Genomic DNA, 23,961 nt, shown 5'->3' on the forward strand with positions numbered 1-23,961 from the left:
ACCCGGCCCGAGATCTACGCGATGGGCTTCCGCAACCCGTTCCGGATGAGCGTCGACAAGGCCACCGGCGTCGTCTACGTCGGCGACTACGGCCCCGACGCCGGCACCACCAGCTCGACCCGCGGCCCGTCGGGGCAGGTGGAGTTCAACCGGGTCACGTCGCCGGGCAACTACGGCTGGCCGTACTGCACCGGTAGCAACACCACGAGCGAGACCTACAACGAGTGGAACTTCGCCACCAACAGCACCGGCAACAAGTACAACTGCACGGGCGGGCCGACGAACAACTCGTTCCGCAACACCGGCCTGCAGACCCTGCCGCCGGCCCGGGCGGCGTGGATCAAGTACGCCGGCGACTCGGGCAGCCCGCCGGAGTTCGGCAGCGGCTCGGAGTCGCCGATGGCGGGTCCGGTGTACCGCTACGACGCGTCGAACCCGTCGACCACGAAGTTCCCGCCGTCCCTGGACGGTCAGTTCTTCGCCGGCGAGTTCGGCCGCGGCTGGATCAAGCCGATCACGATCAACGCCGACGGCTCCCGCGGCACGATCGACAACTTCCCGTGGGTCGGCAAGCAGGTCATGGACATGCAGTTCGGCCCTGACGGCGCGCTGTACGTCCTGGACTACGGCGCCGGCTTCGGCAACGGCGACGCGAACTCCGCGCTCTACCGCTTCGACTACGTCGGCACCGGCGGCAACCGCGCGCCGACCGCCGTCGCCGGCGCCAGCGTCACCTCGGGTGCGGCGCCGCTGACGGTGAACTTCTCCTCCGCCGGCAGCAGCGACCCGGACGGCGGGACGCTGACCTACTCGTGGGCCTTCGGCGACGGCACCACCTCGACCGCGGCGAACCCGTCGAAGACCTACAGCACCAACGGCAGCTACACCGCCACCCTGACGGTCCGCGACCCGCAGGGCGCCACCGGGTCGGCGAGCGTCCAGATCAGCGTCGGCAACACCGCGCCCACCGTCACGGTGAGCACGCCGGCGGCCGGCCAGCTGGTCTCCTTCGGCGACAGCGTCCCGTGGAGCGTCACGGTCAGCGACCCGGAGGACGGCACGATCGACTGCACGAAGGTCACCATGACCTACGCGCTCGGGCACGACCAGCACGCCCACCAGATCACGTCGCAGACCGGCTGCTCCGGCACGATCACCATCCCGGTCGACGGCGAGCACGACGACGCGGCGAACATCTTCCCGATCTTCGACGCGCAGTACACCGACAAGGGCGGCCTGACCACCCACACCCAGAACATCCTGCAACCACGCAAGCGGCAGGCCGAGCACTTCAAGACCTCGTCCGGGATCACCACCTACAGCAAGACCACCGCCGAGGGCGGCAGGACCGTCGGCGACATCCACAACGGCGACTGGATCGAGTTCGACCCGTACAAGCTGAACAACGCCACCTCCGTCCAGGTGCGGGCGTCGTCCGCCGGCTCCGGCGGCACGGTGCAGTTGCGCACCGGCTCGCCGACCGGCACCGTCATCGGCTCCGCGACGATCCCGGTGACGGGCTCGTGGGAGACGTTCACGACGGTGACCGCGCCGATTTCCGGCGCGCCGGCCGGCACCACGTCGCTGTACCTCACGTTCGCCGGCAGCGGCACCGGCCTGCTGTTCGACGTCGACAGCTTCACCTTCGCCACCGGCACCCAGCAGTCCGGTGTCGGCCCCGTGAAGGGCCTCGCCGGCAAGTGCCTGGACGTGCGCGGCGGCAGCTCGGCGAACGGCACCCAGATCCAGCTGTCCACGTGCAACGGCGCCGCCGGTCAGACGTGGACCCGCTCCGGGCAGACGCTGCAGGCGCTCGGCAAGTGCCTCGACGTCAACGGCGGCGCCACGGCGGACGGCACGAAGATCCAGCTGTGGACCTGCAACGGTGGGGGCAACCAGAACTGGGCGGCGCAGTCGGACGGCACGCTGCGCAACGCGCAGTCCGGCAAGTGCCTGGACGTGTCGGGCAACAACTCCGCCGACGGCACGGTAGTGCACCTGTGGACCTGCATCAGCGGCGCCGCCAACCAGAAGTGGACCCTGCCCTGACCTGACGAACCCGGCGCCCGCGCACCCGCGCGGGCGCCACTGTCACCCTTCGCAGACCGGAGGAACCATGCGCAGACTTCTCGCCGGTGCGGGCGCCGCCATCGCCCTCGCCGCCGGCACCCTCACCGCGGCCTCGCCCGCCGCGGCCGCGGACGCCCCGTACGACGTCCTCGTGTTCTCCAAGACCGCCGGCTTCCGGCACGACTCGATCGGCACCGGCATCCAGGCCATCCGGGACCTGGGCGCGGCGAACAACTTCACGGTCACCGCCACCGAGGACGCCACCCGCTTCACCACCGCCAACCTCGCCCAGTACGAGGCCGTGGTGTTCCTCAGCACCACCGGCGACGTGCTCAACGACGCCCAGCAGGCCGCGTTCGAGTCCTACATCCGCGGCGGTGGCGGGTACGTCGGCATCCACTCCGCCGCCGACACCGAGTACAGCTGGTCGTTCTACGGCCAGCTCGTCGGCGCGTACTTCGCCTCCCACCCGGCGATCCAGCAGGTGAACGTGAAGACCGAGAACCGGGCCCACCCGGCCACGGCGCACCTGCCGCAGACCTGGACCCGCACCGACGAGCTGTACAACTACCAGAGCAACCCGCGCTCCACCGCACGGGTGCTCTCGACGCTGGACGAGTCGTCGTATTCCGGCGGTACCATGGGCGCCGACCACCCGATCACCTGGTGCAAGACCATCGACAGCGGCCGGTCGTTCTACACAGGCCTCGGCCACAGCCAGTCGTCGTACTCCGAGACGGCGCTGCGCGCCGAGCTGCTCGGCGGCATCCGTTACGCGGCGAAGCGCGCGAATGCCGACTGCCGGCCGGAGACCGGCTACACCGCGCTCTACAACGGCTCGACCACCGGCTGGTCGCAGTCGGGCCCCGGCAGCTTCACCAACAGCGACGCCACCCTCACCTCCGTCGGCGGCATGGGCCTGTTCTGGTATAGCGCGAAGCAGTACACGTCGTACTCGCTGAAGGCCGACTGGCGGATGACCGGCGACAGCAACTCCGGCATCTTCCTCGGCTTCCCCAACCCGGGCAGCGACCCCAACGTCGCGCAGAACCAGGGCTACGAGATCCAGATCGACGCCACGGACAGCGCGGACCGCACCACGGGCGCGATCTACGGCGTCAAGTCCGCCGACATCGCCGCCCGCGACGCGGCGCTCAACCCGCCGGGGGAGTGGAACACGTTCGAGGCGCTCGTCGAGGGCCAGCGGCTCCGGGTGTACCTCAACGGCACGCTGATCAACGACTTCACCAACACCGACCCGAACCGCAACCTCGACGGCTACGTCGGCATCCAGGAGCACGGCGCCGGGAACACGGTCGATTTCCGCAACATCCGGATCAAGGAGTCCGGCACCCAGCCGACCGGTGTCGGCCCCGTCAAGGGCCTGGCCGGCAAGTGCCTGGACGTGCGCGGCGGCAGCTCGGCCAACGGCACGCAGATCCAGCTGTACACCTGCCAGGGCAACGCGGCGCAGACCTGGACCCGCTCGGGCCAGACGCTGCAGGCGCTCGGCAAGTGCCTGGACGTCAACGGCGGCGGCACCGCGAACGGCACGAAGGTGCAGCTGTGGACGTGCAACGGCGGGGCCAACCAGACCTGGGCGGCGCAGTCGGACGGCACGCTGCGCAACCCGCAGTCCGGCAAGTGCCTGGACGTGTCGGGCAACAACTCCGCCGACGGCACGGTGGTGCAGCTGTGGACCTGCATCTCGGGCGCGGCGAACCAGAAGTGGACCCTGCCCTGACCTGACCGGCCCGACGTACGAAGGAGCGGCCGGGCCCCCGGCCGCTCCGCGCCACCCCTGAACGGAGCTCCCATGCCCTTACCACCCACGCACCCCGCACCCCGGCCACCGGGCGGCGCCGCCCGGCTCGCCGGGCTGGTCGGGGCGGCCGCCGCCGTCCTCATCGCCGGCGGCACCGCGATCCTGGCGCCGCCGGCCACGGCCGCCGTCATGCAGACGCTGTACGCCGCGCCGGCCGGCTCCGGCACCGCCTGCACCGCCGCCCAGCCCTGTTCGCTGTCGCAGGCGCAGACGTCCGTCAGGGCGAGCGCGCCGACCATGACGGGCGACATCGTCGTGCAGCTCGCCGGCGGCACGTACTCCCTGAGCGCGCCGCTCACCTTCACCGCCGCCGACTCCGGCACCAACGGCCACACCGTCGTCTGGCAGGCCGCCGCCGGCACCCGCCCGATCATCTCCGGCGCGCGGAAGATCACCGGATGGACCGTGTCGGACAGCGCCCGCAACATCTGGCGGGCCGACGTCGGCACCGGCTTCGACACCCGCCAGCTCTACGTCGACGGCCGCATCGCCACCAGGGCCCGCACCCAGGTCAACCGCGCCGACTTCACCGCCTCGACGACCGGGCTCAGCTTCACCAGCGGGGCGCTGTCCTACCTCAACAACCTCGCCGCCAAGAGCCGGGTCGAGCTTGAGTCGGTCGACTCGTTCACCGACAGGTACGTGCCGGTGCAGACGATCGCCAACAACACGCTCACCATGCAGCAGCCCGCGTGGAACAACAACACCTGGGGCTACGACACGATCACCAGGCCGTTCCGCGGCGGGCCGATGTACCTGGTGAACGCCCGGGAGTTCCTGGACGCCGAGGGGGAGTGGTACCTGGACACGGCCGCCGGTGCCCTCTACTACAAGCCGCTGTCCGGGCAGAACATGGCCACCGCCGACGTGCAGCTGCCGCGGCTGGAGTCGCTGCTGCGCGTCGGCGGCACCTACGCGTCGCCGGCCCACCATCTGACCTTCTCCGGCCTGCAGTTCTCCGGCACCAGCTGGCTGCAGCCCAGCAGCGGCCAGGGCTACGCCGACCAGCAGACCGGCGCGTACATGTACGGCACCTGGAACCGTCCGGGCGACGCGCTCACCTCCTGCCAGTCGGGCTGCCAGCTCTTCGAGGCGACCCGCCCCGCCTGGCGGCAGATGCCCGCCGCGGTGCAGGTGTCCGCGGCGAACACGGTGTCCTTCACCGGCAACCGATTCACCAACCTGGGCCAGGTCGGTCTCGGCATCGGCAACGACGCCAACGCGCACGCCTCCGGCGTCGGGCTCGGCGCCCGCGACATCGCGGTGACCGGCAACGTGTTCGAGTACCTCTCGGCCGGCGCCGTCATCGCCGGCGGCGTCCAGGCCGACGCGCACCATCCCAGCGACAGCCGGATGACCAACAGCACCATCACCGTGAGCAACAACGTCGTGCACGACGTCGCGTCGGAGTACCGCAGCCACGTCGGGCTGCTCATGACGTACACCGCCGGCTCGACGATGGCGCACAACGAGCTGTACAACCTGCCCTACTCCGGGATCGCCCTCGGCTACGGGTGGGGCGCCAACGACGCCGGTGGCAGCCAGGACTACACCGACCGAGGGCTGTACAACTACCAGCCCAGGTACACCACGCCCACCGTCGCGGCGAACAACCGGGTCACGGCCAACTTCGTGCACGACGTGGTTCAGCAGATGACGGACGCCGGCGCGTTCTACCACCTGTCGGCGAGCCCGGGCACGACGGTCGACGAGAACTACTTCCGCAACAGCAACGGCTGGCTCGGCCTGTACTTCGACGAGGGCTCGCGCTACGTCTCCGCGGCGAACAACGTCTTCGACAACACCGGTACGTGGGCCTACACCCAGGAATGGGCGAACAACAACACCGGCAACCTGACCCTGACCGGCAACTGGACCACGAACAACGGCAGCAACGTCAAGACCGGGACCCGGGGCAACACCAACAGCGGCACCGTCGTGGTGAGCGGCGGCAACTGGCCGAGCGGCGCGCGGGCGGTCATGGCCGCCGCCGGTGTCCAGGGCACCCAGCAGCCGGCGGACACGTTCGCGCTGCGCGGCACGGCGTCCGGCCGGTGCCTGGACATCGCCGGGGCCTCGCAGGCCAACGGCGCCCTCGCGCAGATCTGGGACTGCCACGGCGGCACCAACCAGCGGCTCACGCTGACGGCGGCGGGCGAGCTGCGGCTGTACAACGGCAGCAAGTGCCTCGACGTGCTCGGCCGCGGCACCGCCAACGGCACCGCGGTGGAGATCTGGGACTGCAACGGTCAGACCAACCAGCAGTTCCGGCTCAACGGCAACGGCAGCGTCACGGCGGTCGGGGCGAACAAGTGCCTGGACGTCAGCGCCGCGGGCACCGCCAACGGCACGAAGGTCCAGATCTGGGACTGTCTCGGCGCCGCCAACCAGCAGTGGAGCCGGGTCACCTCGTAGACCCGCGGTCGCGGGCCGGGTGACTCACCGCTGCAGCCGCAGCGCGCCGCCCGGCCCGCCACGGCGGGCCAGCCAGGCGTCGGTGATGTGCGCGAACATCGCCGCCGCGGCGCCGTGCGGGTCGTGCGTGGCGATGCACTCGTACACGCGCCGGTGACCCAGGTTCGACGCCACGCACAGGGCCCGCTCGGTGCGCCCCACGTACCGGGCGGTGTGGATGACCTGGCTCTGCAGCGCCTTGACCACCCCACGGGCGATGCGGTTGCCGGAGGCGTGCATGACGATGTCGTGGAACGTGCGGTCGTGCTCCTCGTACGTGACGTGGTCGTCGACGAGCTCGTCCATGCGGTCCACGAGCGCGCGGAGCCGGTCGACGGAGTCCTGATCGGCGCGCCGGGCAGCGACGCCGGCCATGTCGGACTCCAGCAGCCGCCGGGTGACGACGACGTCGTCGAGGACGCCGAGCGTGTCGTCCTCGGCGATGCTCGCGGCGAGCACGAGCTCGTCGAGCATGTCCCACGCGCCCGGCGGTGTGACGATGGTGCCGCTGCCCTGGCGGACCTGCACGAGCCCCTTCTCCTGCAGCAGCTTCACCGCCTCCCGGACCACGGTGCGGCTCACCGAGAACATCTCGCACAGCACGGGCTCGGGTGGCAGTGGCGTGCCCGGCGGGTGCAGTCCGCGCACGATCCGGCCGACCAGGTCCGCGGTGATGGCCCGGGCGAGGTTCGCCGGCCGCCGCGTCCAGGCAGGCGATGGCGTGGCCGTCTGCGGTCCTGTCAAGGCGCCTCCCGATCTCCGTGGCGCGCTGGACGCGACGCCACTCCAGCATACGGAACTGATGACGTCAGACGTAATACGAATATGTTACAGGCGCTTGCAGACATCATACGTATGCCCTATGTTGTGGGCGCAATGCATCGGTGATCCTCACAGTCTTCGACACAAGGGACACGAACATGGTCGGAAAGGCACGGCACGGACAGACCCGGCGATGGGTCGGTGCGGCGGCGTTGGCCCTCACCCTCACCGTCTCCGGCTGCGGCAGCGACAGCGGCACCACCTCCGGCTCCTACGGATTCCCCCAGGCAGCCCAGGACGACAAGGCGAAGCTCACGGTGTGGGTCGACGCCGACCGGTCCTCGGCCGTCGATGCCTTCAAGAAGGCCAACCCCGACGTACAGCTGGAAGCCGTCACCTACGACGGGTCGGCGAACGGGTCCAACTCGTTCCGCACCAAGATGCAGCTGTTCGACCGCGCCGGCAGCGGCTGGCCCGACGTGGTCTTCTCCACGCAGAACAACGACGCGGCCTGGGCCAGCCAGCAGAGCAACGGCAAGCAGGCCTTCGCCGCCGTGCTCGACCAGGGCCTGGTCGCCAAGGAGACCCTGGACCGGTTCACCGCCGGCGCGCTCAACCCGTGCACCGTCGAAGGCAAGCTGTACTGCCTGCGCAACGACCTCGCCCAGGTGGTGCTCTGGCACAACAAGACGCTGCTGGACCAGTTCGGCTACACCCTGCCGACCACCTGGGAGGACTACCAGGCCCTCGGCGAGAAGGTGGCCCGCGAACACCCCGGCTACATCGTGGGCGCTGCCGGTGACGCGTTCACCCCCGAGATCTACCTCTGGAGCAGCAAGTGCCAGGCCAACGGCATCACCGGGCCGAAGACGGTGACCGTCAACACCGGCACCACGGAATGCAAGCGCGCCGCCTCGATGCTCGACACCCTCATCAAGAACGGCACGGTGCCCACCGTCAGCGTGTTCTCGCCCGAGTTCGTCAAGAACTACGCGAACAAGGTGCTGCTGATGCCCGGCCCAGCGTGGTACGCCGGCGCCATCTTCAACAACCCGCAGTCGCTCAACGTCCCGAAGGGCCAGCTCGGTGTGGCCGCGCCGCTGGCCTGGAAGGGTGAGGAGGCGGCGACCGGCAACGTCGGCGGCGCCACCTGGTTCATCAGCAGCCACTCCAAGAACCTCAAGGCCGCCCGGAAGTTCGTCGAGTTCGTCACCACCGCCGACGACTACCAGGTGAACGTCGCCCCTGGGTACCCCGCATACGCGCCTGCCGCCGACAAATGGATCAAGAAACAGGAGTCGAGCGGCTACTACGCCACCGACCTGCAGGCGATGGTCAAGGCAGGGTCGCAGATCTGGGGCGGATGGGGCTCCGGCATCTTCAGCCAGGAGGCCATCTGGGCCAAGACCGTCACCCCCGCGATCGTCAGCGGCAAGAGCCTGGTCGGCCTGCTCCCCGAGTGGCAGACCGCCATCAAGAACCAGGCCCAGGTCGACGGTTACACCGTCACATGACGACGGCAGCAGAGGCCGCCCGCCGACCGGGCGGGCGGCCCCGCCTCACGCAGCACCGCAGCGCGGTCAGCTACGCCTTCGTCGCGCTCTACGCCGTGCTCGCGGTCGCCTTCGGCATCCTGCCTGCCGGCTACGCCCTGTACCTCGCGTTCACCGACGGTGGCGGCGCCTTCGCCGGCATCGGCAACTTCACCAAGGTCGTCGGCGACTTCCGGTTCCTGCCCGCCGTCGGGCACGTCGCCTGGTACCTGACGATCTGGCTGATCTCGCTGGTGGTCCTGGTGACGTTCCTGGCGATCGTGGTGCACGCCGTCGGCATCCGATGGCTGAGCCGCACCCTGCGGCTGGTGTTCTACCTGCCGGGCGCGGTGGCCGGCGCCTCCAGCGTGCTGCTGTGGCTGTTCGTGCTCGACCCGACCGCCAGCCCCGTCGGAGGGCTGCTGCGGCTGTTCGGGTTCGACAGCTTCAACCAGGTCATCGCGCCCGCGCACCTGCCACTCATCTTCGCCGTCATCGCGTTCTGGACCGGCGCGGGCGGCTGGATCGTCATCATGTACGGCGCGCTGAACAACATCAGCGCCGAGGTGATCGAGGCGGCGCGCATCGACGGCGCCGGGCCGGTGCAGATCGCCTGGCGCATCCAGCTGCCGCTGCTGCGCAAGTGGATCTCGTACATGGGCATCATGTCGCTCGCCGCCGGCACGCAGCTGTTCGTCGAGCCGCAGCTGCTGTCGCAGGCCAGCAACGCGATCGTGCCCAACGACTACTCGCTCAACCAGCTCGCCTACCTGTACGCGTTCCAGCAGAACGACTTCAACGCCGCGGCCGCCATCTCGCTGCTGCTGCTCGTCATCGCCCTCGCCCTGTCGGCCGTCTTCGTGACGCGCGGCGGGCTGTTCGAAAGGGACTGAGCCAATGACGACACTGGTCACCCGGCGCCCGCACCGGGTGCCGGCCGGACCGTCCACAGGGCACCGCGCGGGTGCCGGCGGCGGCGCGGGCCGCGCGCTCGTCGCGGTCGTGCTCACCGTCTTCGTGCTGTTCTTCGTCATCCCGATCGTGTGGCTGCTGCTGGCCACGACGAAGTCGGCGCGCGAGCTGCTCGTCGGCAGCCCGTTCCTGCCCGGCACCCCGGCCGACCTGGCCGCCAACTGGCGGCAGCTGTTCGACTTCCAGGACGGTGCGGTGACGGCATGGGTCGGCAACTCCGCGCTGTACGCGGTGGGCGCGCTGGCGATCACCCTCGTCGCCAGCATCCCGGCCGGCTACGCCATGGCGATGACGGACTTCCGGTTCCGCCGGTCGCTACTGGTGCTGACGCTCGCCGTCATGCTCATCCCGAACACCGCGCTGGTGCTGCCGATCTTCCTCGAGCTCAACGTGGTCGGGTTGATCGGCAGTCCGCTGTCGGTGATCCTGCCCATGTCGTTCTTCCCGTTCGGGGTGTACCTCACCTACATCTACTTCTCCACCAGCGTCCCGCGGGACCTGCTCGCCGCGGCCCGCATCGACGGATGCTCGGAGCTGGAGGTGTTCACCAAGGTCGCGCTGCCGCTGGCGACGCCGATCGTCGCCCTGGTCGCCTTCTTCAGCTTCGTGCAGAGCTGGAACAACTTCTTCCTGCCCTTCGTGATGCTGCCGTCCAGCGACGGCTACCCGGTCCAGGTCGGCCTGACGGCGCTGCTCGCCTCGACACCGGCCTTCAACCCCAGCTCCGCCGGCGCCCAGTCGGTGCAGCTGCCGACGCTCGCCCTGGCGACCGTCGTGTCCGTGCTGCCCGTGCTGATCGTCTTCGTGTTCGCCCAGCGGTTCCTGGTCGCGGGCATGACGGCGGGAGGCACCAAAGAGTGAAACCGAACCACGCCCAGAAGGAGCACGCGTGAAAGTCACCGGATACCGCAGCCTGACGACGAAGCATGACTGGGGGCGGCTGATCGGCGACGCCAACGGGGTGATGTCGCAGCCGCGCACCGACGTGCACGTGCTGATCGTGGAGACCGACTCGGGGCTGGAGGGCGTCGGGCTCGGCCAGCACAGTGACATCGGCCGGGTCTTCGGCGCCGTGGAAGGCGAGGACCCGCGGGCGGTTCCGGCCCTGTTCGACCGGATGCTGAACTGGGTGTTCAAGACCGGGCACGCGGGTGCCACGTTCGGCGCGATCGGCGCGATCGACATGGCGCTGTGGGATCTCAAGGCGAAGGCTGCCGGCGAGCCGCTGTGGCGCACGCTGGGCGCGCTGGACCGGTTCGTGCCCGGCTACGCTTCCGGGCTGGACATCGCCCTGGACGACGACGCCCTGGTGCGACTGTACGAAGGGTTCGCCGACCGGGGGTTCAGCGCCGCCAAGCTCAAGGGCGGCCACGACGTCCAGCGGGACCTGCGCAGGCTGGAGGCGCTGCACGAGGTGCTGCGACGCAACTCGACGCAGCCTGCCCTCATGTTCGACGCGAACGAGTCATGGAACCGTACGCAGGCGGTTCGGTTCGTGACTGCCCTGGAACGCGGCGTCGACCTCACCTGGGTCGAGGAGCCGGTGCGCCGCTGGGACGCCGCCGGGCTCGCCGCGGTCCGCCGCGGCATCCGGGCCGCCGTGGCCACGGGGGAGAACCTGACGGGCCTGGAGCAGTACCGGCCGCTGCTGGACGCCGACGCCGTCGACATCGTCCAGGTCGGCAACGTCTGGGGCATCACCCACTTCCTGCGGGTCGCCGCGCTCGCGCACGGCCACGACCTGCCGGTCAGCGCGGTCGCCTACCATGCCAACCCGTCGGCGCACGCCGCCGCGGCGGTGCCCAATCATCTGGTCTTCGAGGTGCAGGACGTCACCGCACCGATCGGCCTCACCGTCGACCAGCAGTACGAGGACGGCGGCATCGTGCTCGGCGACGAGCCCGGCCTGGGCATCCGCGTCGACGAGGCGCGCATCGCCGCCCTGCAGGTCACGAGCTCGCCGGTCGCGGTCGCCGGACCGCACGTCCGGCCGACCCGCGCCGGGCTGCGGCTCACCCCGGAGATCCGCGAGGAGCGTCGGGGCGTGCCGGCGGCCGATCGGGTGAGCCGGTGAGCGCGCCGCGGCGGGCCGAGCGGCACGCGTTCGTCGTCGGCGTCCGCCCGGAACGGCGGGAGGAGTACCTGCGGCTGCACCGCAACGTGTGGCCGCAGGTCGAGCAGGCGCTGCGCGACGCGCACATCACCAACTACTCGATCTTCATCGTTGGTGACCTGCTCTTCGCCTACTACGAGTACGTGGGCGACGACCACGCCGCTGACCTGGCCCGTGTCGCCGAGGACCCCGTCAGCCGGGAGTGGTGGACGCACACCGACCCGTGCCAGATCCGCGTCGTCGAGGAGCGGGTCCCCGGTGCGCTGTGGCAGCCGCTCGAAGAGGTCTGGCACCTGTCATGAGCGGTCAGGCGGGCGGTCACAGGCTCCGGGCACGCCGCAGCGGCGAGCAGGACGTCACATCCGCCCGCGTCGCTCGGTAGACTCTGGCCGACCCGCAGCACTTGGCAGCGGCGGGTCGGCGGAGGGTACATGACGGCATCACAGCATTCGACCGTGAACGGTTCACCACCCCCAGGGTGGGTTCGAGGACCCGCCAGCCTCGCGAAGGCGCTCACCGCCGAGCTGGTGGAGCGCATCGTGGGCGGGACCTACGAGCCGGGCAGCGTGCTGCCGCCGGAGCCGGTGCTGTGCGAGACCTACTCCGTCAGCCGGACCGTGGTTCGCGAGAGCATGAAGATCCTGCAGGAGAAGCGGCTCGTCCAGGTCCGGCAGGGCAGCGGCACGGTCGTCAACCCGCCGGCGATGTGGGACATGCTGGACGAACTGGTGCTCGCCGCCGCGATCGCCGTGGACGAGGACCTGGCGGTCCTCGACGACGTGGTGGTGACCCGTCGGCTCCTGGAGTCCGACATGGCGAACGTCGCCGCCCGGCTGGCCGACGCGCAGGCCTTGCAGCGGATGCTGGCGTGCGTGGAGCTCATGGACAGCACCGTCGAGGACGCCGACACCTTCCACCAGCACGACGCAGCCTTCCACGACGTCATCATGCAGACGTCCGGCAACCGGATCGGCCGGGCGGTGGTGCGGTCGCTGCAGCACCAGGTGGCCAACATCGACCGGTACGTGGGCAGGACGGACCGTGCGCTGCGGGAGGAGGCCAACCGCGGCCACCGACGCATCTACGAGCGCATCGCCGCGCAGGATGCGGCGGGTGCGGCGGAGGCGATGTTCGCGCACATCACGGACGCGTGGCTGGTCCGGCGCGGCGAAGGCGCGGATCCTGGCCGGCTGCACCGGTAGCGGCACCTCGACGGCGGCTGTCGCCGCACCGCGATCCTCCGGCCCGGCCTCGCGCACCGGGTCGCGGGCGAGGGTGGCGGGCCGACCCGCTGGCCGCGCGGTGCAGCCGGCGCCGGCTCGGGGCCTGATCGTCATCAATGCTCTTCCGCGAGTGCTCTCAACCGGGCCGCATGGTTGTCGCGGTCCTTCGGCAGTTGCGTGCCATGGATTTCCAATGTGCGTGAAAGGCGGGACCGAGTCAAGGGATCGCACGCCTTCCGTTTCCGCATTCTTGCCCGTTCAGGAATAGCGACTCGTTCATTGTCCCGCGGATAACGAAAACTGCGTGAGCATCGCCGGGGGTTTCGGAAATCTGTGGTAGATGTGCGGGTCGTAGAGTCGCTGCGAATCTTCGGAAATCGACCCGGGCTTGCCGTCAGGGCGCGCTTCACCTGCGACCTATTCGGAAGGCGGCGTGTTCGCCGGGCCGCGGCGACGGCGGAATGCTGTGACCTTGACCCGGCTCTGGCACGTCGTGGTGCAGAAGCGGCGGCTGCCGTTCTTGGAGACGTCGACGAACACTCGTCCACAGTCCGGCGCCTGGCAGGTGCCGAGCCGGTCGGCATCCCCGGCACTGACAATACGGGCCAGCGCCTCGGCGCAGATCGCGGTGTACATCGCGACGAGCTCGGCGTGCACCGGATGGTGGTGCAGCCGCCAGCGCCCCTCCTCCTTGGCCAGGTGGGGCTGGGCCGGGGAGCGCGCGAGCAAGGCGTTGAGCCGCTCCGCGGCGGCATCGACGTCGTTGCCGTGCAGATCGTCGAAGATCTCGCGAAGCCGCCGGGCGAGCGCGACGAAGCCGGGCACGTCGTCACCGTCGAGCGCGGCCAGCGACGGGGCATCGAACGCGAGGATCTGTGCGAGCACCCTCAGCTCGTCTCCGGCCACGGGCCCGGCCCGGTCGCCGGCGACCGTCAGCTCGTTGACGAGTGAGACGGAGACGATCACACCGGCGTCATTGTAACTGTCTAACTGCACTTGACCAGTAATCCTCTCGAACCTACGGTGTTACTGGTAACCGAGGCTACATCGGTTACACCCTCGCATCGAAGGAAGGGAGCCAATCGTGACGTACCGGTTGGACCGCTGGGCGACACCCGCGCTCCGGTTGGCGCCGCCATGAGCCGGCGGGGCTGGGCGCTGTTCGCCCTGATGAGCCTGCTCTGGGGGCTGCCCTACCTGTTCATCAAAGTTGCGGTGGGCTCCATGTCCGTGCCGTTCCTGGTGTCGGCGCGTGGCCTGCTGGGCGCGGCGATGCTGCTACCCTTCGTCGACTTCGGCCGGCACGGCGCCGTGCTGCGACGCTGCTGGCGCCCGATCGTCGTCCTCGCGCTGCTGGAAATGGTCGCGCCGTGGGCCCTGCTCGCGCACGCCGAGACTCGGCTCAACAGCTCCACCACCGGCCTGCTGATCGCGACCGCCCCGCTGGTCGCAAGCCTTGCCGCCGCGGCCGCGCCGGGCGGTGAGCGCCTCGCCCGGATCCGGGTGCTCGGCCTGGTGGCGGGATTCGCCGGTGTGGCGGTCCTCGCCGGCCCGCGACTGCACGGCGACGTTGTCGCCGTTGCCGAGGTGCTCACGACCGCCGTCTGCTGGGCGGTGGCGCCACTGGTCGTCACCCGGCGCCTGCGAGACGTGCCGGCGGTCCCGCTGGCGGCGACGTGCATGTTGATCAGCGGGCTCTCGGCGTTGCCGCTGGCGGTGACCCGGGCGCCGGCCGGACTTCCGCCGCCGGCGGCGTTGGCCGCCCTGGCGGGACTGGCCGCCATCTGCACCGCGCTCGCGTTCGCGGCGTTCTTCGCCCTCGTCCGCGAGGCGGGACCGTCCCGCACCTTGGTGGTGACGTTCGTCAGCCCAGCGGTGTCCGTGGCGGCCGGCGCCGTCGTGCTCGGCGAACCGGTCGGCCCGGGCACGATCGCCGCGCTCGGGCTGATCGTCGGCGGCTCCGTGCTCGCCACGAGCGGCGACCGCGGTGCGCGACCGGCCGACCCGCCGCGCGCATCAGGGCGGCGTCGCCAGACTCCAATCCCCGCGGCTGCCGGCCGGCCCGCGGAGTACGTACACCGACCCGACAAGGAGCCAGACCGATGAGCCTGACGCAGTACTACGTCGCAACCACCCTCGACGGCTTCATCGCCGATCGTGACCACTCGTTGCAGTGGTTGTTCACCGCCCGCAGCGACAGCGGCGGTCCACCCGGCTACCGCATGTTCATCTCCTCGGTGGGCGCCATCGCGATGGGGGCGAACACCTACGAGTGGATCGTCGCGCACGCGAGCGAAGGCGGGGATCCGGCGGACGCCGCCTGGCCGTACGACCAGCCGTCCTGGGTCTTCAGTCACCGCGAGCTGCCGCGGCTGCGTTCGTCGGCGCCGATCGTCTTCACCAGCGGTGATGTCGCGACGGTGCACCCCGAGCTGCTTGCGGCTGCCATGGGCCGGAACGTCTGGGTCATGGGCGGCGGCGACCTTGCCGGCCAGTTCGCCGACGCCGGCCTGCTGGACGAACTGCTCGTGGCCATCGCGCCCACGACACTCGGAGCGGGCGCCGCGCTGCTTCCGCGACCGCTCGACCTGACGCTCCGCGATGTCAGGCGAGACGGTGACTTCGCCTGCCTGCGCTATGCGGTAGGCGGTCGGCGGGGCCATCGGACGGAGTAACTTGCGTTCCTAACTTAGGATGCTAATGTAGTGGCGTGAACCACTCGAAGAACCTTGGAATGGAGCTGCACACGCTGGTTTCCCGCCTCGAGCGGGCCGGCGACCAGATCCTGCGCACCGAATACGGCCTGTCCTACCGGCGGTTCATGGTCCTGGTCATGGTCGGCGAATTGGGCGAGTCCACGCAGCGGGCGCTGGCCGACAGTCTGGCCGTGACCGAGCCGTCGATGAGCCGGATGGTCGCCGCCCTGGCCGAGACGGGCCTGCTCACCGTGGTGCCCGACCCGGCGGGTGGCAATCGCCGGCATGTCGCCCTCACCGAAGCCGGCCGGACGCTGGTCGAGCGCGCCGGCACCGACCTGATCCGACGGCTCACCGCGCTGGTCGAGTCCATCAACGTGCCGTTCGACACCTATCTGGCCCACACGCAGCGGCTCAACGCCGCCCTCGACGGCGCCGGCACCCGGAACCGCGCCGCGACACCCACCACCATCGCGAGGAGTTGACCATGATCGCCACGCCTGCCGCGCCCACCGTGTGCACCGTCCACTCCGCTGACGGCACCACGATCAGCTACCACACCACCGGCGCCGGCCCCGACGTCCTGATCATCCCCGGCGCGCTCAACGACGCCACCGACTACACGAAGCTCGCCACCGCGCTCGCCGCCCACTTCACCGTGCACACCATCCAGCGGCGCGGACGTGTCGGCAGCGGCCCGCAAGGCCCCGACTACAGCATGGCGACCGAATGCGCCGACGTTGCCGCCGTGCGTGCGGCCACCGGCGCCCGCTACGTCTTCGGTCACAGCTACGGCGGGCTCGTCGCGTTGGAGGCGGCCCGGCGCGACCTGAGCATCGCCAAGCTGGCGGTGTACGAGCCCGGGGTCAGCGTCCAGGGCCTGTTCCCGATGGACTGGACCCCGCAGTACCGCCGGTTCCTCGCGCAAGGGCGCCCGTTTGACGCGTTCGCCACCTTCGCCATCGGCACCGGCCCCGCCGCGGCGCGCCGCAACCCCAGATGGCTCATGGCCGCGATCCTGCGCCTGGCGTTCCGCGGCGACAAGCGAGCGAAGGTCCTCCAGTTGCTCGAGGCGAACCTGCACGAGCACGAGCAGGTCGGCCGGCTCAACGACAGCTACCCCAACTACCGCGAGATCTCCGCAGACGTGTTGCTGATGGCCGGCGGCAAGAGCGGACTGCCGCATGTCGCCCCCGCCCTGGACCGGCTCACCGAGGTCCTGCCGTCCGCCCAGGTCCACACGTTCCCGAAGCTGGACCACTTCGGACCCGACCACGGAGGCCCTGTCGAGGTGGCCGACACCGTGACCGCGTTCCTGCACAGCTGAGCCAGCCAGACCCCCGCGTCCGCCAACAGCTTCCATGCATGTGTGGGGATCCATCTTTTGTGCGAAGGCGGGACCTGGTCGGACGCGTTGACCGAGGCTGACATGAGCAGCCCCGGGGCCGCCGGAGGCATCGTCCCCGCCTCGGGTTCGGCCGCTACGGCGGTGGATCGCGTCTGCCGTCCGGAGGGCGAGACCTCCGGACTCGCCCCTGGGAGTCCAGTGGAATGCGCTGCTCACCCGCCCGATCGAGGGGCTCTCAGTGGGGGGTGCCCGTCTCGTCCGGGTGGTGGCCGAAGCCGTTGAGAGCCGCGGTGACGGTCGTCTGGATGATGCGCCGGGGCGGCTCGCCGGCGTCCATCGCGGTCACGGCGGTGTTGATGAGTCCCTGAAGCAGGGTCGCCGCCAACGCCGGGTGGGGATGGTCGAGCTGCGCGAGCAGTGGGGCGGCGCTGGGCATGACGTGATGGAGTTCGATGATGCGTTGCCGGGCCCGGTCTGACAGCGGAGCATTGGCCAGCGTGTGCGCGATGCGGTTCCTGCGCTGTTGCGCGGCACGCAGCTGCGCCCGGATGAAGGCGGCGAGCTGATCGTGCGGACCCTTTGCCTGCTGTACCGCTTTGGTGATCTCCGCGGCGACCAGGGGGAGCTCGACCTCGCACAGCGCGACGGCGATGTCGTCCTTGGTGGCGAAGTATGTATAGATGGTGGTGCGTGCCAGTCCAGTCTGTTCGGCGAGGGCGGGGAAGGTCAACGCGGCGTAGCCACCGTCGAGGAGCAGGCTGCGAGCCGCGCCCAGCAGCGCGTCACGCTGCTGGGCGCGGTGGTCGGCGACGGTCGCCGCGTTGATCTTCGGCACGCCTTCTATGCTACCGAGACCTCCGGCGCGAGCTTGGATTCCCGGTCGCGTGCCAGGCGGCTCGGGTACCAGATCCGTGGGCCTATGAGGTGGAACAGCGCCGGCACCAGGGCGCCGTGGATGAGGAATGTGTCGAGCACGATGCCCACGGCCATGGCGAATCCGAACTGCAGCAGCGAATTCAGCGGCTGTGTCATCAGGACCGCGAACGTGCCGGCGAGGATCAGCCCGGCGGAGGTGATCACACCTCCGGTGCGGGTCAATGCGAACCGGACGCCGTCGACGAAGCCGCGCGCCGTCATCTCCTCACGGATCCGGGCGGCGAGCAGGATGTTGTAGTCGACGCCGAGGGCGACCAGGAAGATCAACGAGTAGAGCAGCACCCGGCTGTTGGTCCCGGCCTGATCGGCGACCGTCACCCAGACGAGCACTGTCGCGCCGACCGCCGCGAGCAGCGACAACGCCGTCGTCGCCAGCAGCACCAACGGCGCCACCAGGGCGCGCAGCAGCAAGGCCAGCACCGCGAAGATCAGCACCGCCATCGCGATCGCCACGATGAGGAAGTCGCGCCGGTCGCCCGTGCGATTGTCCAACGCGTTGGCGCTCTCCCCGCCGACCAGCACCCGGCCGCCAGGCAGTGCCCGGGCCGCGATGTCTCGGACCCGCTCGGTGCGGTCGAGTGCCTGGGTGCCGTACGGGTCGTCGCTGTAAATCACCTGCAGTCGCGCCGTTTGGCCGTCCGCGGCGACGATCGGCGGGCTGACCTGACTGACACCGGCGATGGCGCGGATCGCCGCGCCGACCTCGATGGCCGCGGCGGCCGGGTCCGGCGACTGCACGAGCACGGTCGTCGGTGCGAGTTGCCCCGGCGGGAACGCGGCCTCCAGGATCTGTTGCCCCCGCAGCGAGTCGGTCGTGCCGCGCAGGTCGCTGATCAGGTTGGCGTTGGGCGTGTAGCCGAACATGCCGGCGGCGAGCAGGCCGAGCAGGAGCACGCTGCCGGCGGTGACTGCGGCGGGGCGGCGGGCGATCCCGGTCGCGACCCGGCCCCACGGCGACCGCTCGCCGGGGTCGCGCTGGATCCGCTTCATGGGCCAGAACGCGGCACGACCGGCCAGCAGCACCGCCGCAGGGACGAAGGTGAGGCTGATCAGCAGTACGAAGCCCACACCGAGGGCGAGAAACGGGCCGAATTCGTGAGTGCTCGGCACGACGGCGAACAGCATCGTCAGCAGGGCGAGGACCACGGTCGACCCGCTGGAGACGACCGACCTGCCGACACTGCTCAGCGTGGCGCGCATGCCCATGTACCGGTCCTCGGTGCTGCTGAGCTCCTCGCGGAAGCGCATGACCACGAACAGCGCGTAGTCGGTGCCCGCACCGAACAGCAGGACGGTCATGATCGATGCCGCGGAGGAGTCGATGGTGATGATCCCGGCCTTCGCCAGTGCCGCGCCGGTCGCGTTCGTGAGCTGCATCGCGATGCCGACGCCGAGCAGGGGGATGAGGGCCAGGACCGGAGCCCGGTAGATGAGGAGCAACAGCACCAGGACGAGGACGACGGTGAAGCCGAGGAGGATGACGTCAGCATTGCGGAACACCTCCACCGCGTCGGTGGCGATCCCGGCCGGTCCGGTGACGCGGATCTGGGTGGTGCCGGCACCGCTGCCGGTCACGTGCCGGATCTGCCGGATGGTGGCGGCGAAGCGCTCGTCGTTGCTGGGCAGGCCCTTGATCGGAACCAGGATCGTCGACGTGGTTCCGTCCGCGGACACCAGTTGCGACCGTGCCTGCGGCGCGGTCGCGGTGCTCACGACGCCGTCCACACCCTCCGGCGCCTGACCGCCGGTGAGCGCCGCGCTGATCCGGGCCACCTCGGCATCGTCCGCGGCGGTCAGGCCGCCCGGGTTCCGTAGCACGATGATCGCCGGCACGCCCTGCTGGTCCGGGAACTTCTCCAGCAGCAGGTCGCGCGCCTGTGCCGACTGGGTCCCCGGCACCGGCGAGTTGCTGCCGCCCTCCCGCTTCACCTCGTCCACGGAAGGGGTCAGCCGGGGCACGATGGCGGCGAGCAGCAGCCACACCGCCACCACCATCAGCGCCCGCCCGCGCGACCGGGCGACCAATCGGCCCAGCGTGTTCATCATGCTGCCTCCTCGATCAACGTGGCGTCCGGACGCCGCCCGGCGCCGCGGCCGTACTGGAACAGCAGTGCCGCGGCCACGCCGCAGAGCGCGGCACCGAGCACGTAGGGAACGGCCGGGCACGCGTCGAAGGCCGCGCCCGCGGCGATCGGACCGACCCCCCGAGCCGCGGCAGAGGCGGACTGCCCGATGCCGAGCACGCCGCCGAGCGCGCTGCCGCCGGCCCGGGCGATGAGGGTGGCGGTGGTGGGCGCCAGCAGCCCCTGCCCTGTGGCGAGCACCGCGAGCGCGGTGTAGCTCAGCCAGGCCGGCCCGAACGGCAGTGTCGCCAGGCCCAGGCCGAGCAGTACGGCGCCGGTCACCGCGATCCTCAGCTCGCCGAACCGGTCGGTCGCCCGGCCCACCACACCGCCTTGGACGACTGCCATCACGACGCCGACGCCGGTGAAGACCAGGCCCAGCCCGCTCGGGCCGAGGCCGTGCCGCCGGGCACCGAGCAGCGCGTAGGTCGCCTCCATGCCGGCGAACGCGAGCGTCGCCGCGAACACCGCGCCCAGCAGCGGTCGTAGCGCGCGCAGACGCACCGCCCGCACCAGTGTGGCCAGCACATTCGCCGACCGTTGCCGGGGCGGCGGCGCCGCCTGCGCGCCCGGCAGGGCTCCCTGCGGCAGGAGAACCGCGCCGGCGATCAGGTTGGCCAGCGCGATCCCGCCCGCGATGAAGCTCACCCCCGCGAAGCCCAGACCGGCCATGGCGGCGCCGATGGCAGGCCCGAGCACGAAGCCCATGCCGATCGCCGCACCGATCATGCCGAGCACCCGGGTGCGCTCGCCGGGCTCGGCGAGGTCGACCGCGTAGGCCTGCCCGACCGCGATCGCTCCACCGCACAGCCCGGCGACGAGCCGCGCGGCAAGCAGCGCCGGCAACGATCCGGCGACGCCGGTGAGCGCGAGGGAGACCGCGGAACCGGCCAGGCTCGCCAGCAGGAGCGGCCGGCGCCCGAACCGATCGGACAGCGCACCGAGCACCGGCGCCGCCACGAACTGGGCGAGCGCGTACGCAGTGAGCACACCGCCCAGCCAGACGCCGGAACCACCGAGCTGTTCGCTACGGAACGGCAGCAGCGGCAGGATCACCCCGAAGCCCAGCATGTCGACGAAGACCGCAAGGTACACCACGAGCAGTGCATTCCGCCGCACCCGACGTCCGCCCTTCGCACAAACTTACCGACTGAGTGTCAGCATCATACCGACGCGCTGTCGGAAAACTCGACGGGGCTTCGCGGGTTCGTCGGGTGCCTGTTGGCTGGAGCCGACCGGGGACCGGCGACACCGCATGCATAGTCCCCAGTGCGCCAGACAGGTGCTACTGAGTTCGGCCCCAACCGGGGCCCGTTCGGGCCTGCTGGCTGGTCGATGGGCAATTACGTAGCGAGTTGGTGCGCGTGCGGGGACACTGCCTCGATGACCGGTTCCGCACTGCCTGAACTGCTTCGACCTCGTGCCCTGAGGCCCGGTGATCTCGTCGCTGTCGCAGCGCTGTCCGGGCCACTTCCTGCCGCTTACGAGCTCAACGTCGAACGGGCGGTGGTTGTGCTCGAGCGGATGGGATTCCGCGTGCGTCGGGCACCGCTCCTCGAAGTGGGGCGCCACCATTGGTGGAGCGCGGCAACGCCGGCGGAGATCGCCGCGGAGCTCAACGGTCTCCTGCGTGATCCTGAGGTGCGCGCGATCATCGCGAGTGACGGCGGTCAGACGGCGTTCGGCTACCTCGACCTGATCGACATCGAGGCGATCAAGGCCGACCCGAAGCCGATCCTCGGCTACAGCGACATCTCGCTGCTGCATCTGGTGCTCTACGCACGCACGGGTCTGGTCGGGTTCCATGCTGACATGGCCGTCCCAGGCTTCGGCGGGCACTGGCAGGCTGTGCCAGCGACACGCCGAGCGGAATTCGAGAAGCTCTACTCCAGGTTGCTGACCGGCACCGAGGCGATCGGTGCGCTACCTGCGGGCCCGTCGTGGGAGTGCTGGCGCGCCGGTCGTGCCGAGGGCCGGTTGATCGGCGGGGTGATCAATCGCATCGCGCTGGTGCAGGCCACGCGGTTCGCGGTGCCGCTCGAACGGTTCGACGGTGCGGTGCTGTTCTGGGAGGAGATGGGCGGCCACGCTTCCTACGTGTGGAGCTACCTGCAGGTGCTGCGGCACTGTGGCATTCTCGATCGGATCTCCGGCATGGTCGTGGGCGTACCGCGCGAGATCATCGGACTTGAGGCGCCCGACGCGTCCCCGAGCCTCGCCGAGATTGTCCTCGACGTCCTCGGCGACCGTGACATCCCGGTCCTGGGCAACGTCGAGTTCGGTCATGCCGGCCCGAATCTGCCGATGCCGGTCGGCATCCGCGTCGGCCTTGATGCGCAGCAGCTGACATTGTCCCTGCTCGAACCAGCAATGCAGCCGCTCCCGACAACACCACCGGCCGGCTGGCACCGCGGATGAGTGAGCCGATGGTCCCGGCAGCAACCCCTGGGTCCAACGACCTCGACGACTGGACCGGCGCAAACCACGTTGCGCGGCCGGACCAACAGCCGAAAGGCGACGAGCCGCAGCCGGGGCCCCCGCCCACTCCATCGAGATTCCGCACCAAACGGTTCCCCAAGCGACACTCGCGCCCGCGATCGCAGCCTGCCGGGGACGGGCCGACGATGACCCGACCCCTGTGCCGGCTCGGCGAAGCGCCGCCTCCACAACGGGGGAGATGGTGCTTGCTACATCTCGTGCTCCCACCAGCCGCGCGTGTCGACGTCCGTGGCGTCCGCCAGCGCCTCCAGCTCCGCGATCTCCTCGTCGGCGAGCTTGATGCCGCGAGCTCGGACCAACCCGTCGATGTAACTCGCCTTCGTGACGCCGATGATCGGGGTGGTCCCCTTGGCGATGGCCCAGGCGGTGGCGACGTCGGCGGCGGACGCGCCGCGGTCCCCGCCGATCGCGCGCATTCTGTCCGTCAGCGCCTGGAGCTTGGGCAGGATGCCGTTGTACGCGGCCGCCCGGTTGCTGCCCGCGGGCAACGGATGGGCCGGGCCGTACCTGCCGGTCAGCGCTCCCTGCTCGAGGACCAGGTAGGAAAAGAACCGCACGTCGTGCTCGCCCGCGCCCTGCGACTGGACGACGACGAACGCACCTACCTGTTCGACCTGGCCCAGTCATCGCGGGCCAAGAGCCGCACGCCATCGCGTCGCCGGGACGTCGAGGTCCCGCCCCGAGTCCAGTGGCTGCTCGGCTCCATGACGATGTCCTCGGCGTTCGTGCGCAACGGCCGCACGGACGTCATCGCCAGCAACCCCCTGGCCCGAGCCCTGTACGCGCCGATGTTCGACAGCGCCACCAGCGACAAGCGCGGCCGCCCCAACATCGCCCAGTACATCTTCCTCGATCCCGGCGCACACGACTTCTTCGTCGACTGGGACGCCACCGGCAACGCCACCGCCGCCCTGCTGCGCGCCGAGGCCGCTCGCGAGCCCCGCGACCGGGCGCTACGCGACCTCATCGGCGAGCTGTCCACCCTCAGCCCCGAGTTCCGCAACCAATGGGCCGCGCACGACGTCCTGATCCGCCACGACGGCATCAAACGACTCCAGCACCCCGAGGTCGGCCATCTGGAACTGACCTTCCAGCACCTCGACCTGCCCCTGTCCAGCCGAGCCGTGCACAACCTGATCATCTACGCCGCCGAACCCGGCACCGCGTCCGAAGGCCGACTCAAACTCCTCGCCAGCTGGTCAGCCACCCCATTTCGGGCGGCAGACCCTCTTCATCGGAGCGGCGCTCCGACCTCATGAGCTACGGCCCGGGCCTGGACTCCGACGGCGGTCAGCTCAGCGTGCCCGGCCGTGAACTGATCGAGCGGCTGTTCCATCCGACCGATCCGCCGCCATCGCGCACCGACCGTCCGTGGTGGCGGGCGCTACTTCGACCTCGCCGCCAGTGA

21 protein-coding genes are annotated in these 23,961 nt (G+C 70.3%); 15 read left to right on the forward strand and 6 right to left on the reverse strand.

Features of this window, described 5'->3' with window-relative positions:
* From ACFY3L_RS42120 to ACFY3L_RS42130, 3 genes are all read left to right on the forward strand, one after another.
* Window positions 1–2,049, forward strand: a 2,049-nt coding sequence (locus ACFY3L_RS42120; protein WP_389338058.1) for a carbohydrate-binding protein, incomplete at its 5' end; no start/stop codon positions are given.
* 67 nt (window positions 2,050–2,116) lie between these two features.
* Window positions 2,117–3,814: a ThuA domain-containing protein gene (locus ACFY3L_RS42125; RefSeq protein ID WP_389338061.1), complete on the forward strand. Its 1,698-nt coding sequence runs from the start codon at window positions 2,117–2,119 to the stop codon at window positions 3,812–3,814.
* 72 nt (window positions 3,815–3,886) lie between these two features.
* On the forward strand, window positions 3,887–6,310 hold the full coding sequence (locus ACFY3L_RS42130) for an RICIN domain-containing protein (protein WP_389338064.1): 2,424 nt from the start codon (window positions 3,887–3,889) through the stop codon (window positions 6,308–6,310).
* Window positions 6,311–6,334: 24 nt separating this feature from the next.
* Here ACFY3L_RS42130 and ACFY3L_RS42135 read toward each other — a convergent pair whose 3' ends face one another.
* Window positions 6,335–7,093 (reverse strand): FadR/GntR family transcriptional regulator, encoded by a 759-nt coding sequence (locus ACFY3L_RS42135; RefSeq protein WP_389338067.1) that lies wholly within the window; start codon window positions 7,091–7,093, stop codon window positions 6,335–6,337.
* A 176-nt stretch (window positions 7,094–7,269) separates the two neighbouring features.
* Between ACFY3L_RS42135 and ACFY3L_RS42140 the strand changes: the two genes are divergently transcribed.
* From ACFY3L_RS42140 to ACFY3L_RS42165, 6 genes are all read left to right on the forward strand, one after another.
* Complete coding sequence (locus ACFY3L_RS42140) at window positions 7,270–8,625, forward strand: ABC transporter substrate-binding protein (RefSeq protein ID WP_389338070.1); 1,356 nt, start codon at window positions 7,270–7,272, stop codon at window positions 8,623–8,625.
* Window positions 8,622–9,536 carry a carbohydrate ABC transporter permease gene (locus ACFY3L_RS42145; RefSeq protein ID WP_389338073.1) on the forward strand — a complete coding sequence of 305 codons (915 nt, stop codon included), beginning with the start codon at window positions 8,622–8,624 and terminating at the stop codon, window positions 9,534–9,536. Before ACFY3L_RS42140 ends, ACFY3L_RS42145 begins: the two co-directional genes overlap by 4 nt.
* A gap of 4 nt (window positions 9,537–9,540) precedes the next feature.
* Window positions 9,541–10,476, forward strand: coding sequence for a carbohydrate ABC transporter permease (locus tag ACFY3L_RS42150; RefSeq protein WP_389338075.1), 936 nt, complete (start codon window positions 9,541–9,543; stop codon window positions 10,474–10,476).
* A gap of 28 nt (window positions 10,477–10,504) precedes the next feature.
* Window positions 10,505–11,689, forward strand: a complete 1,185-nt coding sequence (locus tag ACFY3L_RS42155; RefSeq protein WP_389338078.1) for a mandelate racemase/muconate lactonizing enzyme family protein — start codon at window positions 10,505–10,507, stop codon at window positions 11,687–11,689.
* The gene (locus ACFY3L_RS42160; protein WP_389338081.1) at window positions 11,686–12,030 is read left to right on the forward strand and encodes an L-rhamnose mutarotase; all 345 of its coding nucleotides are present in this window, start codon (window positions 11,686–11,688) and stop codon (window positions 12,028–12,030) included. Before ACFY3L_RS42155 ends, ACFY3L_RS42160 begins: the two co-directional genes overlap by 4 nt.
* A 153-nt stretch (window positions 12,031–12,183) precedes the next feature.
* On the forward strand, window positions 12,184–12,930 hold the full coding sequence (locus ACFY3L_RS42165; protein WP_389338084.1) for a FadR/GntR family transcriptional regulator: 747 nt from the start codon (window positions 12,184–12,186) through the stop codon (window positions 12,928–12,930).
* A 438-nt stretch (window positions 12,931–13,368) separates the two neighbouring features.
* On the opposite strand, the gene ACFY3L_RS42170 is transcribed toward ACFY3L_RS42165, so the two are convergent.
* Window positions 13,369–13,917 (reverse strand): CGNR zinc finger domain-containing protein, encoded by a 549-nt coding sequence (locus ACFY3L_RS42170; protein WP_389338087.1) that lies wholly within the window; start codon window positions 13,915–13,917, stop codon window positions 13,369–13,371.
* Window positions 13,918–14,088: 171 nt separating this feature from the next.
* On the opposite strand from ACFY3L_RS42170, the gene ACFY3L_RS42175 reads away from it, so the two are divergent.
* The 4 genes from ACFY3L_RS42175 to ACFY3L_RS42190 are packed head-to-tail and all read left to right on the forward strand — an operon-like array spanning window position 14,089 to window position 16,974.
* Window positions 14,089–15,057, forward strand: coding sequence for a DMT family transporter (locus tag ACFY3L_RS42175; RefSeq protein ID WP_389338090.1), 969 nt, complete (start codon window positions 14,089–14,091; stop codon window positions 15,055–15,057).
* Window positions 15,054–15,626 carry a dihydrofolate reductase family protein gene (locus ACFY3L_RS42180; RefSeq protein WP_389338093.1) on the forward strand — a complete coding sequence of 191 codons (573 nt, stop codon included), beginning with the start codon at window positions 15,054–15,056 and terminating at the stop codon, window positions 15,624–15,626. Before ACFY3L_RS42175 ends, ACFY3L_RS42180 begins: the two co-directional genes overlap by 4 nt.
* A 35-nt stretch (window positions 15,627–15,661) precedes the next feature.
* Window positions 15,662–16,132 (forward strand): MarR family winged helix-turn-helix transcriptional regulator, encoded by a 471-nt coding sequence (locus ACFY3L_RS42185; RefSeq protein ID WP_389338096.1) that lies wholly within the window; start codon window positions 15,662–15,664, stop codon window positions 16,130–16,132.
* Between the two features lie 2 nt (window positions 16,133–16,134).
* Window positions 16,135–16,974 (forward strand): alpha/beta fold hydrolase, encoded by an 840-nt coding sequence (locus tag ACFY3L_RS42190; RefSeq protein ID WP_389338099.1) that lies wholly within the window; start codon window positions 16,135–16,137, stop codon window positions 16,972–16,974.
* Between the two features lie 256 nt (window positions 16,975–17,230).
* Here the strand turns inward: ACFY3L_RS42190 and ACFY3L_RS42195 are convergent, their stop codons facing one another.
* The 3 genes from ACFY3L_RS42195 to ACFY3L_RS42205 are packed head-to-tail and all read right to left on the reverse strand — an operon-like array spanning window position 17,231 to window position 21,173.
* A complete protein-coding gene (locus ACFY3L_RS42195; protein ID WP_389338102.1) occupies window positions 17,231–17,830 on the reverse strand; it encodes a TetR/AcrR family transcriptional regulator in 600 nt (199 codons plus the stop codon).
* 5 nt (window positions 17,831–17,835) lie between these two features.
* Window positions 17,836–19,977, reverse strand: coding sequence for an MMPL family transporter (locus tag ACFY3L_RS42200; RefSeq protein ID WP_389338105.1), 2,142 nt, complete (start codon window positions 19,975–19,977; stop codon window positions 17,836–17,838).
* Window positions 19,974–21,173 carry an MFS transporter gene (locus tag ACFY3L_RS42205; protein ID WP_389338108.1) on the reverse strand — a complete coding sequence of 400 codons (1,200 nt, stop codon included), beginning with the start codon at window positions 21,171–21,173 and terminating at the stop codon, window positions 19,974–19,976. Before ACFY3L_RS42205 ends, ACFY3L_RS42200 begins: the two co-directional genes overlap by 4 nt.
* 264 nt (window positions 21,174–21,437) lie before the next feature.
* Between ACFY3L_RS42205 and ACFY3L_RS42210 the strand changes: the two genes are divergently transcribed.
* Window positions 21,438–22,472: an LD-carboxypeptidase gene (locus ACFY3L_RS42210; protein ID WP_389338111.1), complete on the forward strand. Its 1,035-nt coding sequence runs from the start codon at window positions 21,438–21,440 to the stop codon at window positions 22,470–22,472.
* Between the two features lie 269 nt (window positions 22,473–22,741).
* Here ACFY3L_RS42210 and ACFY3L_RS42215 read toward each other — a convergent pair whose 3' ends face one another.
* Complete coding sequence (locus tag ACFY3L_RS42215) at window positions 22,742–23,110, reverse strand: aldo/keto reductase (RefSeq protein WP_389338114.1); 369 nt, start codon at window positions 23,108–23,110, stop codon at window positions 22,742–22,744.
* A 3-nt stretch (window positions 23,111–23,113) separates the two neighbouring features.
* Here ACFY3L_RS42215 and ACFY3L_RS42220 point away from each other — a divergent pair, with 3 nt between their 5' ends.
* A complete protein-coding gene (locus ACFY3L_RS42220) occupies window positions 23,114–23,812 on the forward strand; it encodes a transcriptional regulator (protein ID WP_389338117.1) in 699 nt (232 codons plus the stop codon).
* The last annotated feature ends 149 nt before the right edge of the window (window positions 23,813–23,961 follow it).

Origin of the sequence: Dactylosporangium sp. NPDC000521 (genome assembly GCF_042898305.1) — a bacterium.
In the GTDB taxonomy this organism is placed as follows: Bacteria; Actinomycetota; Actinomycetes; order Mycobacteriales; family Micromonosporaceae; genus Dactylosporangium.